This is a genomic window from Pantoea sp. BRR-3P (genome assembly GCF_039621635.1).
Classification (GTDB): domain Bacteria; phylum Pseudomonadota; class Gammaproteobacteria; order Enterobacterales; family Enterobacteriaceae; genus Pantoea; species Pantoea floridensis.
In genome coordinates this window covers 963,669-979,577 of record NZ_CP155066.1, presented here as the reverse complement: position 1 = coordinate 979,577, position 15,909 = coordinate 963,669, and the positions used below count along the sequence as shown (strand labels likewise).

Here is a 15,909-nt window from a genome sequence, read left to right as displayed (position 1 = left end):
GAAAACCTTTTTAGTGCGTCATGAGCCGGTAACGCTCACGCAGCCGATGACGCAGCGCCTTGGCCAGCAGATTGAGCGACAGAATGATCACCACCAGCAGCAATGCAGTGGCGTAAACCAGCGGTCGATCAGCGTCAAGATTTGGGCTTTGAAACGCCAAATCGTAGATCTGAAAACCGAGGTGCATGAATTTGCGATCGAGGTGCAGATAGGGGAATACCGCATCCACCGGCAGCTCTGGCACCATTTTCACCACGCCCACCAGCATCAGCGGCGCGGTTTCTCCGGCTGCGCGCGCCACGGCCAGAATCAGGCCGGTCAGCATTGCCGGTACCGCCAGCGGCAGCACCACGCGCCACAGCGTTTCCGCCTGGGTTGCACCCAGCGCCAGCGATCCCTGACGCAGATTATCCGGGATACGCGACAATCCTTCTTCGGTCGCGACGATAACCACTGGCAGCGTCAGCAGCGCCAGCGTTAGCGCGGCCCACAGTAAACCTGGCGTGCCAAAGGTGGGATTAGGTAACGCGCTGGCGAAGAACAGCTGATCAATCGTGCCGCCGATTAGCCAGACAAAGAAGCCGAGACCAAACACGCCGTAAACAATGGATGGCACGCCCGCCAGGTTAACCACCGCGATGCGCACCAGGCGCGTCAATGCGTTGCGCCCGGCATACTCATGCAACCAAAGCGCGGCAATAACGCCAAGCGGCATCACAATTATCGACATCAGCAGCACCATCAGCACGGTACCGAAGATCGCCGGAAACGCGCCACTTTCGCCGCCGCCGGAGGTCGGTGAATCGCTGACAAATTGCCAAATCTGACTGAAAAAGTGCAGCATTTTGTTGGTTAATGTCATGGCATTCGGGTACCACGCATCAACAACCTGCGCCAGCGGAAGGGTATGATCAACGCCCTGTACATCACGCAGCACCAGCGTATCGCGCTGACTTTCCTGCTGCAGATGCGTTAACTGCTGCGCCAGCGCGTTAAAGCGGCGCTGTAACGCTGTGCGATTAGCATCAAACTCGGACTGCACTTCGAGGTTGAAAGTGCCGTTGCGCTGCTGCTCATCGGCCTGCTGTTGCAGGCTCTCCAGCTGCGCGTTAAGACGCGCCATATCAATGCGGCGAATTTGGCTCGCCTGGCGCAGTTGCTCATGCACCTGCTGCAAACGCTGATGCAGCAAGGCATCGCGGCTGCGTGCGGTCATCACTTCATTATCCTGACGCAGCTCCACCAGCCAGCCGTACGCATTGCCGCCATTACGGCGCTGCAGCACTATCACATCAGCAGGTCGACGGGTTTTCGCTGCGCCCTGGCTATACAGCACGCGAAAATCCGGCGCAGCAAAATCGCGGTTGCCGGTTTTCACCACGTAACGCCACTGCGCGCCCTGCTGCTGTTTTTGCAGCGTTTCACCCAGCACCATCACCGCGCTGCCTTCCGGCGGCTGGAACTGATATTGATCGACTGGTTGTGGCCAGAAGGCGCGTACGCCCTGCCAACCCAGGAGACCAATCAGCAAGGTAAACGCCAGTAGACACACCGCGACAGCCCCGGCCGTCAGCCAGCGCCAGCGATCGTTCTGTTGCATCGCTTTCATCCCTGGCCCTCATGCTGGCTGTAACGTTGGCGCAGGCGCTGACGAATCAATTCGGCAATGGTGTTGATCACTAAAGTGAAGATCAGCAGAAGCAAGGCACTGAGGAAAAGAATGCGGTAATGCGCGCTGCCGGCCGCCGCTTCGGGCATTTCAATGGCGATATTGGCGGAGAGCGCACGCAGGCCAGTAAACAGGCCACCTTCGCTCACTGGCGTATTACCGGTGGCCATCAGCACAATCATCGTCTCGCCGACGGCTCGGCCAAAACCAATCATTAAGGCGGCAAAGATACCCGCCGAGGCGCCCGGCAGCACGACGCGCGTCAGGGTTTGCCACGGCGTGGCGCCCAGCGCCAGCGAACCCTGCCCCAGCGCACCCGGTACGCTGAATAACGCATCTTCAGATAAGGTGAATATTAGCGGCACCAGCGCAAAACCCATCGCCAGCGCGGCTACCAGCAGGTTGCGCTGTTCGTAATGCGCTAAGCGTTCACCCATTTCCGGCCAAAACAGCGTTGGCAGCCACAGCGTGAGTAACGTCATGACGAACAGCACCGGCAGCAGCAGAATCACTTCAAAACCCGGACGTCGCCAACTTGCAGGCAAACGCGGACTGAGCACGCCGCATAATAATAACGTGGCGGCGAGTACCAGCGGCAGCAGCAAAACGCCGACCAGCGCGGTGCTGATATGCGGCGCCAGCCAGACGCCGGCGATTAAACCAATCACCACGCTCGGCAGTGCCCCCATCATTTCAATGCCAGGTTTCACCCAACGGCGTAAAGCGGGCGACATGAACCACGCGGTATACATTGCCGCGGCCAACGCCAGCGGCGTAGCAAACAGCAGCGCCAGGCTGGCGGCTTTCAGCGTGCCCAGCACCAGCGGCATCAGGCTGAACTTGGCCTGATAGCTATCTCCCGCCGCCGTGGATTGCCATACCCAGTCGGGCTGCGGATAGTTTTCATACCAGATCTTTTGCCATAGGTTGCGCCAGGTGAAGTCTGGCCACGGATTATCCAGCGCAAACTGTTGCCATTGCCCGGCTCGCTCAATGATTAAGCCATCACCACGCGGCGAGAACGCCAGCGCCTGAATGCCCGGTGCCAGCTGACGCGTTAATATCGCGCCCAGCTGCTTGCTGGCGAACAGCTGAATGTTGCCCTGTGCGTCATAAGTGGCAAAGACACGACGCTGCGCTTCAGGCGCAACGCCGAGCGCATTCTGGCTGCCGTTGAAAGTATGAATCGCCTGCAGGCGCGGCCCTTTATCACCCGCAATCGCAAACCATTGTTGCACGCCACGCGCATCCTGAATCAGCAAGCTACGACCGCCCGCCAGCATATGCAGGCTCTGCGGCGGCAGATTAAGGGTTTGGGTTTCGCGCAGCTGCGCAGCCTGCGCGGTGATTTGCCAAACGCGCAGCAAACGTCCGCTGCTGGCGTACAGCAGCGTGCCATCTGGCGATAGCAGCAGATGCTCAGCCTGCTGCTGCGGCAAAAGAATCTGTTGTACTGGTTTTTGATTTTCCAGCGTTAACAGAGTGATGCCCGCGGCGGTTTGCGCGGCGATAAGCCAGCGATTATCGCTGAGCGACGTCAACGCCATGTTGCTGACCGGCCCCTGAGGGAGATGCAGCGGCCGATCGCCAAGTGGGAAACGCCATTCGCCGCTGTCGTTGTTGATAACCGGTTGCATTAACAGCAGTTCGCCCTGCATATTGAGCAGCACGCTGCGGTTATCGCTGCTGGTGACCGCCGCATTAGGCGTGCCATTAAGTGCCAGCGCCGGTCCGGCCGGCTGGCCATCAAGCGGAATAAAACGTGCTTCGTTGCGGCTAATGCGCCAGCCCAGATGGCCATCGCTGCCCATCGCCAGCGTCGGGGCTTTATCCCAGAGCTGGATGTTGGTGGTGGCGTGCATGCCCGGCGCGCTGAACAACGGCACTACCACCCAGATCAACCAAAAGAATAGCAGCAGCATCAGCAGCAAAATTCCCACGCCACAGGCAGTGACTACGCGGCGCACAAAAGTATCAGTGGCGCGTCGACGACGGTCGCTAAAGTGGACAGGAATACGATTTATGCTCATGCAGGCCAGGTTACCGGTGGAAACAAGTCGCTATGTTGCCCGTAGCTGATTGATAAGACAACCTTTGACGTTGGACAAGCCTGCCATACTCTCGCCATAATGGTGACGGACACTGAGCGGTACCGCATTTTTGCGCTTTTTCCGCCGGACATTCCGTCCAGCATCAGCATCTCGGAGTCAGAATGGGTCAGGATAAGCTGTATATAGAAAAAGAATTAAGCTGGTTAAGCTTTAATGAACGCGTATTGCAGGAAGCCTCGGACAAAAGTAATCCGCTGATTGAGCGGATGCGCTTCTTGGGAATCTATTCCAATAACCTTGAAGAGTTCTACAAAGTTCGCTTTGCCGATCTCAAGCGGCGAATTTTGATCAGTGAAGAGCAAGGCAAGCCCACTTCCCTGCGTCATTTATTAAAAAAAATTCAGCTGCGCGTGCAGAAATCGGATCAAGAGTTTGATGCACTCTACAACGATCTGCTACTGGAGATGGCGCGTAATCAGATCTTCCTGATCAACGAACGCCAGCTGTCACCGAATCAGCAAGAGTGGCTGCGCTACTACTTCAAACATCAATTACGCCAGCACGTTACGCCAATTCTGATCAACCATGATACCGACCTGATCGAATTCCTGAAAGACGATTACACCTATCTGGCGGTCGAGATCATTCGCGGCGACGATGTGCGTTATGCGCTGCTGGAGATCCCGTCGGATAAAGTGCCGCGCTTTATTAACTTGCCGGCTGAATCGCCACGCCGTCGCAAGCCAATGATTCTGCTGGATAACATTCTGCGCTATTGCCTGGATGAAATTTTTAAAGGCTTCTTCGATTACGATACGCTGAATGCCTATTCAATGAAGATGACGCGCGATGCCGAGTACGATCTGGTGACGGAGATGGAATCAAGCCTGCTGGAGCTGATGTCATCGAGCCTGAAGCAGCGTCTTAATGCCGAGCCAGTGCGCTTCGTTTATCAGCGCGATATGCCGGATGCGATGGTAGAAATGCTGCGCCATAAGCTGTCGATTTCAAACTATGATTCGATTGTGCCCGGCGGCCGTTATCATAACTTCAAAGATTTCATTGGCTTCCCGAACGTCGGTAAAAGTAATCTGGAAAACCGCCCGCTGCCGCAGATTCGTCATATTGGTTTCGATGGCTTCCGCAACGGCTTCGATGCCATCCGCAATCGCGATGTGCTGCTCTATTATCCGTATCACACCTTTGAGCACGTGCTGGAGCTGCTGCGCCAGGCTTCGTTCGACCCGAACGTGCTGGCCATTAAGATCAACATTTACCGCGTGGCGAAGAATTCGCGCATCATGGATGCGATGATTCACGCCGCCTACAACGGCAAGAAAGTGACGGTGGTGGTTGAACTGCAGGCGCGCTTCGATGAAGAAGCCAATATTCGCTGGGCAAAACGCCTCACCGAAGCCGGCGTGCACGTCATTTTCTCTGCGCCAGGTCTGAAAATTCACGCCAAACTGTTCCTGATATCGCGCCGCGAAGGGGAAGAGGTGGTGCGTTACGCGCATATCGGCACCGGGAATTTCAACGAAAAAACCGCACGCATTTATACTGACTATTCATTGCTGACCGCCGATGCGCGCATTACCAATGAAGTACGTCGCGTATTTAACTTTATTGAAAACCCGTATCGCCCGGTCACCTTCGAGCACCTGCTGGTGTCGCCGCAGAACTCGCGTGACGTGCTGTATAAGCTGATTGACGCGGAAATCGCCAATGCGCAGCAGGGGAATCCTTCGGGCATTACGCTGAAAATCAATAACCTGGTGGATAATGGTTTGGTTGATCGGCTATATGCAGCATCATCAGCGGGTGTAAAAGTGAATCTGCTGGTGCGCGGCATGTGTTCCCTGATTCCGGATTTACCGGGCATCAGTGAAAATATTCGTATTACCAGTATTGTTGACCGCTATCTCGAGCACGACCGCGTCTATATTTTTGAGAATGGCGGCGAGAAAAAGGTATTCCTCTCTTCCGCGGACTGGATGACGCGTAACATTGATCACCGCATTGAAGTGGCTGTGGCGATTCTTGATCCACGCGTGAAGCAGCGCATACTGGACATCATTGCCATTCTGTTTAGCGATACGGTGAAAGCCCGCATCGTCGATAAAGAGCTGAGTAACCGTTATGTGCCGCGTGGCAACCGTAAAAAAGTCCGCTCGCAGCTGGCCATTTACGACTACATCAAGAAACTGGAACAACCCGAATAACGCCTATGCCAATCTCACATAAAAGTACGCCGAAACCTCAGGAGTTCGCGGCAATCGACCTCGGCTCGAACAGCTTCCATATGGTCATTGCCCGCGTGGTGGATGGCGCTTTGCAAGTGCTGGGCCGCCTGAAACAGCGCGTACATCTGGCCGATGGGCTGGATGCACAAAATCGCCTAAGCGAAGAGGCGATTGAACGCGGGCTGAGCTGTCTGGCGTTGTTCGCTGAACGTTTGCAGGGCTTCAGCCCGGCCAACGTCACCATCGTCGGCACGCACACGCTACGTATCGCCAGCAATGCAGAAGAGTTCTTGCAGCGCGCTGCCGAAGTGATCCCCTACCCTATCGAGGTCATTTCCGGCAATGAAGAAGCACGTCTGATTTTCATGGGCGTGGAGCATACGCAGCCGGAAAAAGGCCGCAAGCTGGTGATTGATATCGGCGGCGGCTCAACGGAACTGGTCATTGGTGAAGATTTTGAGCCACAGCTGGTGGAAAGCCGCCGCATGGGTTGTGTCAGCTTCGCCAATCTCTATTTCCCAAAAGGAGAAATCTCAGCGGAGAACTTCCGCCGTGCGCGCCTGTCCGCTGCGCAGAAGCTGGAAACCATGGCGTGGCAATATCGTCTGCATGGCTGGCAATATGCGCTGGGCGCGTCGGGCTCGATTAAAGCCGCCTGTGAAGTGCTGCTGGCGATGGGCGAAAAAGAGAAGCTGATTACCCCGGAAACGCTGGAGCTGCTCACCAGCGAAGTGCTGAAGCATAAATCTTTTAACGCACTGAGCCTGCCGGGATTATCGGAAGAGCGTAAAGCGGTGTTCGTGCCGGGCTTAGCAATTTTGTGTGGCGTGTTTGATGCGTTAGCGATTCGCGAGCTGCGTCTCTCTGATGGCGCGTTGCGCGAAGGCGTGCTGTATGAGATGGAAGGACGTTTCCGCCATCAGGATATTCGTAGTCGCACTGCGCAAAGCCTGGCAAATCACTATGCGATTGATAGCGACCAGGCGCGTCGCGTGCTGGAAACCACCGAGCAGCTCTATCTGCAGTGGCAGGAACAGAATCCTAAGCATGCTAATCCGCAGCTGTCAGCGCTGCTGAAATGGGCGGCGCTATTGCATGAAGTGGGATTAACCATCAATCACAGCGGCATGCAGCGCCATTCGGCCTATATCCTGCAAAACTCAAATATGCCGGGTTTTAATCAGGATCAACAGATGCTGCTGGCCACGCTGGTACGCTTCCATCGCAAAGCGGTGAAGCAGGATGAGATGCCACGCTTCACCTTGTTTAAAAAGAAACAGTTTCTACCGATGGTCTTCCTGCTGCGCCTCGGCACGCTGCTGAATAACCAGCGCCAGGCGACCACCAAACCGGATTCGCTCAAATTGAGCACGGACGATGGTCATTGGACGCTCACTTTCCCGGCGGGCTTCATGAGCCAGAACACGCTGGTGCAGCTGGATCTGGAGCGTGAGCAAGCCTACTGGAATGATGTCACCGGTTGGAAACTGATGCTGGAAGAGGAGTAAAACGGGCTGCTGGCCCGTCGTATCACCATGACAACACGCCCCGATAACTATTTCGCTGAAAAGTACGGTCTGACGCCGACGCATTCTGAAGTCCTGGCGGCCCTTCCCCACCTTGAAATGGGGAAAGCGCTGGATTTAGGCTGTGGCCAGGGCCGAAATAGCCTTTTCCTCAATCAGCATGGCTTTGAAGTCACGGCCTGGGACAGCAATCCGACGAGCCTGGATCGCCTGAACAGCATCATCGCTGAAGAGAATCTGCAGAATATTCACACCGAATTGTGCGACCTCAATAGCGTACGGTTTAACGGTGACTATCAGTTTGTACTTTCGACTGTGGTGATGATGTTCCTGCAGCCGTCCACCATCCCACAGCTGATTGCCGATATGCAGGCCAGCACGCGCAAGTACGGCTACAACCTGATTGTGGCGGCGATGAACACCGATGATTATCCTAATACGCAGAACTTTCCGTTCGCCTTTAAATCCGGCGAACTGAGCCATTACTACCGTAACTGGCACATCGTGAAGTACAACGAAGATGTTGGTGAACTGCATCGGCGTGATGAAAACGGTAATCGCATTAAAACCCGTTTTGCCACCTTGCTGGCGCAGAAAGCCAGCTACTGATACAACGGCCGCCGCGCGCGGCCGTTTTTTGTCTGACTTCGATCAACACTTTGCCCCTTTATTGCTCATTTTTCACACAGCGATTGATTTAGCGATGAAGGTATGACTAAATGTTGCCTCCGCCCTGATGGGTAATTACAGGAACCACCCCGCGTGAATAGCGCTATATCTACACGAAGACGTCCCAAAACCAGCACCATGAGCCGCATTATTTTGCTGATCAGCTTCTTTATTTTGATTGGCCGCCTGCTTTTCATCATTCCCGGTGCCATTGAGCATCATCAGCAAAAGAAAGCCATTCCTGAGCCGGTCACGCTAAGCACCAGCGATTCCCGTTAAATTCGCTGCGGGTGCCGATCGCTTCTCGACATTGTTCTTTGAGACAATGCTGCTTTTTACGCTCTGTTACCCGCAACGCGCTACACTGTGAGCTGACTTTACAGACACAAGGAACGCGTTATGTCTGCTGTGCATTCGCAAAAATTAGCTGAAACCCGCCACCATATTCTTACTCTGCTGCTTAATGAGCATGATCTAGTCGATGTGCTGCTGGATAAATCCGTCGATCTTAATGCTGCCGAGCTGCGCAACATCACCGATTGGCGCCAGCAGCTAGAAGATGAACTTCAGCAGCTGCACGCTGCGGATTTAGCCGATATCCTTGAAGCCTTACCTGAAGAGGAACGTCAGGCGCTATGGCGCTTAGTTCCCACAGAACAGCGCGGCCGCGTGCTGGTTGAAGCTTCGGAAACCGTTTGGGCCAGCCTGACGGAAGAAATGTCTGATCGCGATATTCTGCATGCCATTGAGCCGCTGGATATCGACGATCAGGTATATCTGGCGCGCTATTTGCCGCGTGATTTAACCGGCCGTCTGCTTACTACGCTGGAACCGAGTTTGCGTGCGCGTCTGCTGAGCGTGATAGAGCTGGATCGCGATCGCGTTGGCCAGATCATGGATTTCAACATCCTGACGGTGCGATCGGACGTCACTCTGGCTACGGTGCAGCGCTATCTGCGTAAAGGCAAAAAGATGCCGGACGGCACAGATAAGATCTTCATTACTGATGAAAAAAACCAACTGCTGGGTGAGTTAACCCTCACTGATATTCTGCTGAACAAACCAAAGATGTTAGTTGCCGAGGTGATGAACTCACATCCCACTACCTTCCAGCTCAACGATAAAGCCGAAGACGCTGCCAGTGCGTTCGAACGTTATAACCTGATCTCCGCCGCCGTTACCGATGCGCAAGGCAAGCTTATTGGTCGTATCACCATCGAAGACGTGGTTGATTTGGTCAATGAAGAGAATGAAAGCAACATTCGTAAAATGGGCGGTATCAGCCAGGGCGAAGATGTGTTTGCGCCGGTGCGTAAAGCGGTTGGTAAACGGTGGGCCTGGCTGGCGGTAAACCTGTGCACCGCGTTTGTTGCGTCCCGCGTGATTGGCCTGTTTGAAGCGACGATTTCACAGCTGGTGGCCTTGGCCGCACTGATGCCGATCGTTGCGGGCATCGGCGGCAATACCGGCAATCAAACCATCACCATGATTGTGCGTGCGCTAGCGCTGCACCAGGTGGAACCGGGTAACTTCTCGTTTCTGATTATGCGTGAACTCGGCGTGGCGCTAATTAATGGCCTGTTCTGGGGCGGTATTATGGGCGGCGTCACCTGGCTGATGTACGACAATCTGCAATTGGGCGGCGTGATGATGCTGGCGATGGTGCTCAATCTGCTGCTGGCCGCGCTGATGGGCGTGCTGATTCCGTTAATCATGACTAAGATGAAACGCGATCCTGCCGTTGGCTCCAGCGTACTGATTACGGCAATCACCGACACCGGCGGGTTCTTTATTTTCCTCGGTCTGGCGACGGTGTTTTTGCTGCATCACTAAGGCACAAAATCAAGCGCACAGCCAGTGAAGTACATATAAACTCTGTAAATATCACTGACCTGATGGAGAAAAAGCATGTTTAAGGTAGATGATTTTGTACAGTCGAAGACCGGTGGCCCAAAGATGCAGGTGCTGCGCGTGGAAGGCGATATGCTGTGGTGCGCACGCGTTGACGATCACATTAAGCGAGAAATTGAACTCAAAGCCGATACCGTGAATCTGTATCACGAAGACGGCGATTTCGGCGTCTGCTAAAAGAGCGGCCCCATTTCGGGGCCGCTTTTACGGATTGTCGCGCTGCACGTTATTTTGACCGATACCGCCGATAAACGGCAGACGCAGCCTGAATGGGGTGAAATCCAGTCCCATATTCAGACCCAGCACATTCACCTCTAATCCCTCTTCCGCTCCCACCGTTACGCCAAGCACACCGAGTACAGAGAGCTGTACGCCGCGTCCTGAAGGCGGTAACCCCACCGGATTCAACAGTGAGCGATAATCCTTGCCGAGCGCATTGGCTGGCAGATCCAGTTTCAGCACGGGCACTTCACGGCCAATATGCGCCATAAAGGTATTGCTGTTGGGCCCCGGCCAGGCGTGATAGGTAGTTGGCCATGGATACGATTTAATCGCCGCTTCGATCTGTGGAATCATCGCCTGTGCCGCGCTGCCACGATGATCAACCAATAAACGAGGTCTGGCACCGTACCAATAGCCATCCGGCAGATTACTGTTACGCCGCACTTTATCGCCGCTGCCCCAGCTAATCACTTCATAACGCGTATAGCGGGTTTCACCGGCACGCTTGAAGATTATCCACGGATGCACCGCCACTGCGCCTTTCCAGCCATACGTCGGCGCGGCATAGACCTGTACGATAGCTTCGGATGCGTAACGCTTAGGATCCGGTGCGATGCCGGCAGAATCGCGCCGCGCAGATGCCCAACCGCCGCGTTCTGAGGTTAACTCACCACCCCGCGTTGCCTGCGCCAAGCTGGCGCCTAAGGAGAGCAAGATGATGCATAGAAAGGAGATGAGTACGGCTTTGAAAGGCAACATCGACGGCATCCTGATGAGTAATAATCACGCGCTATAGTGCAACGAAAGGGGCGCGTTTGTATTCACGAACTATGCGATAGGACTTTATTGAACGAACACACTATTACTAACCAAAATACAAATATAAAAAAGCCCGCAATTAAGCGGGCTTCGTTTTTACGCATGACTCAAAGCAGGATTTATTCCCACTCAATCGTCGCAGGTGGTTTACCCGAAATATCATAAACCACGCGGGAGATGCCGTTCACTTCGTTGATGATGCGGTTGGAGACGCGGCCGAGGAAATCGTACGGCAGGTGCGCCCAGTGCGCGGTCATGAAGTCGATGGTCTCCACTGCGCGCAGGGATACTACCCAATCATATTTACGACCGTCGCCCATCACGCCCACAGAACGTACCGGCAGGAATACGGTGAAGGCCTGGCTGACCTTGTTGTACAGATCGGCTTTGTGCAGCTCTTCAATGAAGATAGCATCGGCACGGCGCAGCAGATCGCAATACTCTTTCTTCACTTCGCCCAACACGCGTACGCCTAAACCTGGGCCCGGGAACGGGTGGCGATACAGCATGTCGTACGGCAGGCCGAGTTCCAGACCAATTTTGCGCACTTCGTCTTTGAACAGCTCTTTCAGCGGCTCAACCAGCCCCATCTTCATCTCTTTCGGCAGACCGCCCACGTTGTGGTGCGACTTGATCACGTGCGCTTTGCCGGTCGCTGAAGCGGCAGATTCAATCACGTCAGGATAGATGGTGCCCTGAGCCAGCCACTTCACGTCTTCCAAACGCAGTGCTTGCTCGTCGAAAACTTCAACGAAGACACGGCCGATGATTTTACGTTTGGCTTCCGGATCGTTCTCGCCAGCCAGCGCATCAAGGAAACGCGCCTCAGCCGCAACGTGTACGATGTTCAAACCAAAGTGGTCGCCAAACATCTCCAGAACCTGCTCAGCTTCATTCAGACGCAGCAGACCGTTGTCCACGAACACGCAGGTCAGACGATCGCCGATGGCGCGGTGCAGCAGCATCGCGGTCACCGAAGAGTCAACGCCGCCAGATAGGCCAAGGATCACTTTATCGTTACCCACCTGCTGACGAATACGCTCAACCGCATCTTCGATGATTTTGGCTGGCGTCCACAGCGCTTCACAGCCGCAGATGTCACGAATGAAACGCTCCAGCATACGCAAGCCCTGACGCGTGTGCGTCACTTCCGGGTGGAACTGCACGCCGTAGAATTTCTTTTCTTCATTCGCCATGATGGCGAACGGACAAGTTTCGGTGCTGGCAACGGTTTCGAAACCGGCGGGAATAGCGGTAACTTTATCGCCATGGCTCATCCACACGTCCAGCAGCGGTTTACCTGCCGCGCTAATCGCATCTTCAATGTCACGCACCAGCGCGCTCTGGGTCAGCACTTCTACCTGCGCATAACCAAATTCACGCTCGTTGGAGCCTTCAACCTTGCCGCCCAACTGCATCGCCATGGTCTGCATGCCATAGCAAACACCCAGCACTGGAACGCCAGCGTTGAACACATATTCCGGCGCACGCGGGCTGTTCTGCTCGGTGGTGCTTTCCGGACCGCCAGAAAGAATGATGCCGTTTGGGTTGAACTGGCGAATTTGCTCTTCGGTGACATCCCACGCCCAGAGCTCGCAGTAGACGCCCAGCTCGCGCACGCGGCGCGCAACCAGTTGCGTGTACTGAGAACCAAAATCGAGGATCAAAATACGATGTTTATGAATATTTTCAGTCGTCATTGAGGCGTTTCCATTGGGATGGACTTAATAATAAAAGCGCCCGGCTGGTGCCGGGCGCTAAATTTTACGGGATTATGAACCCATGCGGTAGTTTGGTGACTCTTTGGTGATGGTCACGTCATGCACGTGGCTTTCGTTGATGCCCGCGCCGCTGATACGTACGAACTCTGCCTTGGTGCGCAGGTCGTCAATGGTGCCGCAGCCGGTCAGACCCATGCAAGAGCGCAGGCCGCCCATTTGCTGGTGCACGATCTCTTTCAGGCGGCCTTTGTAGGCAACGCGCCCTTCGATACCTTCTGGTACCAGTTTGTCTGCCGCGTTATCGCTCTGGAAGTAACGATCTGAGGAACCTTTTGACATTGCGCCCAGTGAACCCATGCCGCGATAAGATTTGAACGAGCGGCCTTGATAAAGCTCGATTTCGCCCGGGGATTCTTCGGTACCGGCCAGCATTGAGCCCACCATAACGGCTGCTGCACCGGCTGCGATCGCTTTAGCGATATCGCCAGAGAAGCGGATACCGCCATCTGCAATCACCGGAATACCGGTGCCTTCCAGCGCGGCAACCGCGTCAGAAACGGCTGTGATTTGTGGCACGCCAACGCCAGTGACGATACGCGTGGTACAGATTGAGCCCGGGCCGATACCCACTTTCACCGCGCTCACGCCGGCTTCCGCCAGCGCCAATGCGCCTGCGCCGGTCGCTACGTTGCCGCCGATGATTTCGAGGTTTGGATATTTTGCGCGGGTTTCACGAATACGCTGCAATACGCCTTCTGAGTGGCCGTGTGAAGAGTCAATCAGCAGCACGTCAACACCGGCAGCCACCAGCGCATCAACACGCTCTTCGTTGCCCGCGCCTGCGCCAACCGCTGCACCGACGCGCAGACGGCCTTCCGCATCTTTACAGGCGTTAGGTTTACGTTCGGCTTTCTGGAAATCTTTAACGGTAATCATGCCCAGCAGGTGGAAGCTGTCATCAACAACCAGCGCCTTCTCAACACGCTTTTCGTGCATTTTGTGCAACACGACTTCACGTGCTTCACCCTCTTTCACCGTCACTAAGCGCTCTTTCGGCGTCATCACTGCAGAAACCGGCAAGGTCAGGTCAGTCACAAAACGCACGTCACGACCGGTGATGATGCCCACCAGTTCGTTGTCGGTGTTCACCACGGGATAACCGGCAAAACCGTTACGCTCGGTCAGCTCTTTAACCGCCGCCAGCGCGGTGGTCGGCAATACGGTTTGTGGATCGGTTACCACGCCGCTTTCGTGTTTTTTCACCTTGCGAACTTCATCCGCCTGGCGCTCAATTGACATATTTTTGTGGATAAAGCCCAATCCCCCTTCCTGCGCCAGCGCAATAGCCAGACCCGCTTCAGTTACGGTGTCCATTGCCGCCGAGAGCATTGGGATGTTCAGACGAATGTTTTTTGTCAGTTGCGTGCTGAGATCAGCGGTGTTGGGTAAAACAGTGGAGTGAGCGGGAACGAGCAGAACGTCGTCAAATGTGAGGGCTTCTTTCGCGATTCTTAACATTGCAATATCTCCACCTGGGGGCGATTAAAACAGATAAAATATTGCCGCGGCATTATACAGGCCGAAACCGATTGCCTCCAGTGTTTTTTCAGAAAAAGTCTTGATCCTCAGGGTGAGCAATGTAGTATCAGTTGATTAACCCTCTGATTTAAAATTTGATCTACATCACATGTCGCTACCGCCAACCGCCAATATTTTTACTGTCAGCCGCCTGAACACCACGGTGCGTCAACTGCTGGAAAATGAGATGGGCCTGGTGTGGCTCAGCGCTGAGATTTCAAATTTTACCCAGCCCGCTTCCGGCCACTGGTACTTCACATTGAAGGATGATGGTGCGCAAGTGCGCTGCGCGATGTTCCGCAACAGCAATCGTCGCGTCACTTTCCGTCCTCAACACGGCCAGCAAGTTTTAGTGCGCGCCAGCATTACGCTGTATGAACCGCGTGGTGACTATCAGCTGATTATCGAAAGCATGCATCCGGCAGGCGAAGGCTTGCTGCAACAGCAGTTCGAACAGCTGAAGGCGCGTTTGGCGGCAGAAGGTTTATTTGATCAACAGTTCAAACAGCCGCTGCCGGATCCAGCCCGTCAGGTGGGCGTGATTACCTCCGCCACCGGTGCGGCGCTGCACGATGTGCTGCGCGTGCTGCATCGTCGCGATCCCTCCTTGCCCGTCATCATCTATCCCACGGCGGTGCAAGGCGTGGATGCGCCAGCCGGGATTGTGCGCGCCATTGAGCTAGCCAACCAGCGTGATGAGTGTGATGTGCTGATTGTGGGACGTGGCGGCGGTTCACTGGAAGATTTGTGGAGCTTCAATGACGAACGCGTGGCGCGGGCGATTTTTGCCAGTCGCCTGCCCATCGTCAGCGCCGTCGGGCACGAAACCGATGTCACCATCGCCGACTTCGTTGCAGATTTACGCGCGCCAACGCCTTCTGCGGCGGCAGAACTGGTGAGCCGGAACCAGCTGGAGCTCTTACGCCGTTTGCAATCGCAGCAGCAGCGTATGGAGATGGCGATGGATTTCTATCTGGCACAGCAGCAGCGCCGCTTCACCCGTATCCAGCATCGTTTACAGCAGCAGCATCCGCAGCTGCGTCTGGCTCGCCAGCAAACCGCGCTGTTTCAGCTGCAGCGCCGTCTGGGCGAAGCAATGGACCAGCGCATGCGTGTGGCGAATCGTCAGCAGGACCGCCTGCTGCAACGCCTGAACGCACAGCAGCCGCAGGGACGTATTCTGCGCGCTCAGCAGCAGCTGCAGCAGTGGCACTATCGTTTACAGCAGGGCATGGAAAAACAGCTCAATCATAATCGTCAGCGCTTTGGCAACCTGGCCGCGCAGCTGGAAGGCGTGAGCCCTTTGGCGACGCTGGCGCGTGGCTTCAGCGTCACCACTGACACGCAAGGTCAGGTGGTGAAGAAAACCCAGCAGCTGAGTAAAGGCGATCTGCTACGCACCCGGCTGGATGATGGCTGGGTGGAAAGCCAGGTTACCGCACTGGAACCGCAGAAATCCCGGAGCCGTAAAGCGCGTTGATAGGTTAAAAACTATACTTT

12 protein-coding genes are annotated in these 15,909 nt (G+C 55.1%); 7 read left to right on the top strand and 5 right to left on the bottom strand.

Features of this window, described 5'->3' with window-relative positions; translation table 11 throughout:
- Window positions 1-10 precede the first annotated feature (10 nt).
- Window positions 11-1,609: a phosphate ABC transporter permease PstA gene (gene pstA, locus AAGR08_RS04445; protein WP_345828752.1), complete on the bottom strand. Its 1,599-nt coding sequence runs from the start codon at window positions 1,607-1,609 to the stop codon at window positions 11-13.
- Window positions 1,606-3,699, bottom strand: a complete 2,094-nt coding sequence (locus AAGR08_RS04440) for an ABC transporter permease subunit (protein WP_097096447.1) — start codon at window positions 3,697-3,699, stop codon at window positions 1,606-1,608. Before AAGR08_RS04440 ends, pstA begins: the two co-directional genes overlap by 4 nt.
- 182 nt (window positions 3,700-3,881) lie before the next feature.
- Between AAGR08_RS04440 and ppk1 the strand changes: the two genes are divergently transcribed.
- The 6 genes from ppk1 to AAGR08_RS04410 all read left to right on the top strand — a co-directional run bounded on the left by ppk1 (window position 3,882) and on the right by AAGR08_RS04410 (window position 10,246).
- A complete protein-coding gene (ppk1, locus tag AAGR08_RS04435) occupies window positions 3,882-5,942 on the top strand; it encodes a polyphosphate kinase 1 (RefSeq protein WP_097096446.1) in 2,061 nt (686 codons plus the stop codon).
- A 5-nt stretch (window positions 5,943-5,947) separates the two neighbouring features.
- Window positions 5,948-7,471, top strand: a complete 1,524-nt coding sequence (gene ppx, locus AAGR08_RS04430; protein WP_097096445.1) for an exopolyphosphatase — start codon at window positions 5,948-5,950, stop codon at window positions 7,469-7,471.
- 27 nt (window positions 7,472-7,498) lie between these two features.
- Window positions 7,499-8,098 carry a tellurite resistance methyltransferase TehB gene (gene tehB, locus AAGR08_RS04425; RefSeq protein WP_345828751.1) on the top strand — a complete coding sequence of 200 codons (600 nt, stop codon included), beginning with the start codon at window positions 7,499-7,501 and terminating at the stop codon, window positions 8,096-8,098.
- A 153-nt stretch (window positions 8,099-8,251) separates the two neighbouring features.
- Entirely contained in the window at window positions 8,252-8,437 is a 186-nt protein-coding gene (locus AAGR08_RS04420) for a YfgG family protein (protein ID WP_345828749.1), read from the top strand.
- Window positions 8,438-8,557: 120 nt separating this feature from the next.
- Window positions 8,558-9,991, top strand: a complete 1,434-nt coding sequence (gene mgtE / locus AAGR08_RS04415) for a magnesium transporter (RefSeq protein WP_345828748.1) — start codon at window positions 8,558-8,560, stop codon at window positions 9,989-9,991.
- 75 nt (window positions 9,992-10,066) lie between these two features.
- Window positions 10,067-10,246 (top strand): DUF2158 domain-containing protein, encoded by a 180-nt coding sequence (locus AAGR08_RS04410; protein WP_097096441.1) that lies wholly within the window; start codon window positions 10,067-10,069, stop codon window positions 10,244-10,246.
- Between the two features lie 27 nt (window positions 10,247-10,273).
- Here AAGR08_RS04410 and AAGR08_RS04405 read toward each other — a convergent pair whose 3' ends face one another.
- The 3 genes from AAGR08_RS04405 to guaB form a co-directional block, all read right to left on the bottom strand.
- Window positions 10,274-11,050: a DUF3750 domain-containing protein gene (locus tag AAGR08_RS04405; protein ID WP_345828747.1), complete on the bottom strand. Its 777-nt coding sequence runs from the start codon at window positions 11,048-11,050 to the stop codon at window positions 10,274-10,276.
- Between the two features lie 179 nt (window positions 11,051-11,229).
- Window positions 11,230-12,810 carry a glutamine-hydrolyzing GMP synthase gene (gene guaA, locus AAGR08_RS04400; protein ID WP_097096439.1) on the bottom strand — a complete coding sequence of 527 codons (1,581 nt, stop codon included), beginning with the start codon at window positions 12,808-12,810 and terminating at the stop codon, window positions 11,230-11,232.
- Window positions 12,811-12,882: 72 nt separating this feature from the next.
- Entirely contained in the window at window positions 12,883-14,349 is a 1,467-nt protein-coding gene (gene guaB / locus AAGR08_RS04395) for an IMP dehydrogenase (RefSeq protein ID WP_097096438.1), read from the bottom strand.
- 169 nt (window positions 14,350-14,518) lie between these two features.
- Between guaB and xseA the strand changes: the two genes are divergently transcribed.
- Window positions 14,519-15,889, top strand: a complete 1,371-nt coding sequence (gene xseA / locus AAGR08_RS04390; RefSeq protein ID WP_097096437.1) for an exodeoxyribonuclease VII large subunit — start codon at window positions 14,519-14,521, stop codon at window positions 15,887-15,889.
- The last annotated feature ends 20 nt before the right edge of the window (window positions 15,890-15,909 follow it).

Bases quoted from the DNA above. Each gene is read 5' to 3' on its own strand.
- pstA (WP_345828752.1), bottom strand. From the start codon at position 1,609: ATGAAAGCGATGCAACAGAACGATCGCTGGCGCTGGCTGACGGCCGGG.
- AAGR08_RS04440 (WP_097096447.1), bottom strand. From the start codon at position 3,699: ATGAGCATAAATCGTATTCCTGTCCACTTTAGCGACCGTCGTCGACGC.
- ppk1 (WP_097096446.1), top strand. From the start codon at position 3,882: ATGGGTCAGGATAAGCTGTATATAGAAAAAGAATTAAGCTGGTTAAGC.
- ppx (WP_097096445.1), top strand. From the start codon at position 5,948: ATGCCAATCTCACATAAAAGTACGCCGAAACCTCAGGAGTTCGCGGCA.
- tehB (WP_345828751.1), top strand. From the start codon at position 7,499: ATGACAACACGCCCCGATAACTATTTCGCTGAAAAGTACGGTCTGACG.
- mgtE (WP_345828748.1), top strand. From the start codon at position 8,558: ATGTCTGCTGTGCATTCGCAAAAATTAGCTGAAACCCGCCACCATATT.
- AAGR08_RS04410 (WP_097096441.1), top strand. From the start codon at position 10,067: ATGTTTAAGGTAGATGATTTTGTACAGTCGAAGACCGGTGGCCCAAAG.
- AAGR08_RS04405 (WP_345828747.1), bottom strand. From the start codon at position 11,050: ATGTTGCCTTTCAAAGCCGTACTCATCTCCTTTCTATGCATCATCTTG.
- guaA (WP_097096439.1), bottom strand. From the start codon at position 12,810: ATGACGACTGAAAATATTCATAAACATCGTATTTTGATCCTCGATTTT.
- guaB (WP_097096438.1), bottom strand. From the start codon at position 14,349: ATGTTAAGAATCGCGAAAGAAGCCCTCACATTTGACGACGTTCTGCTC.
- xseA (WP_097096437.1), top strand. From the start codon at position 14,519: ATGTCGCTACCGCCAACCGCCAATATTTTTACTGTCAGCCGCCTGAAC.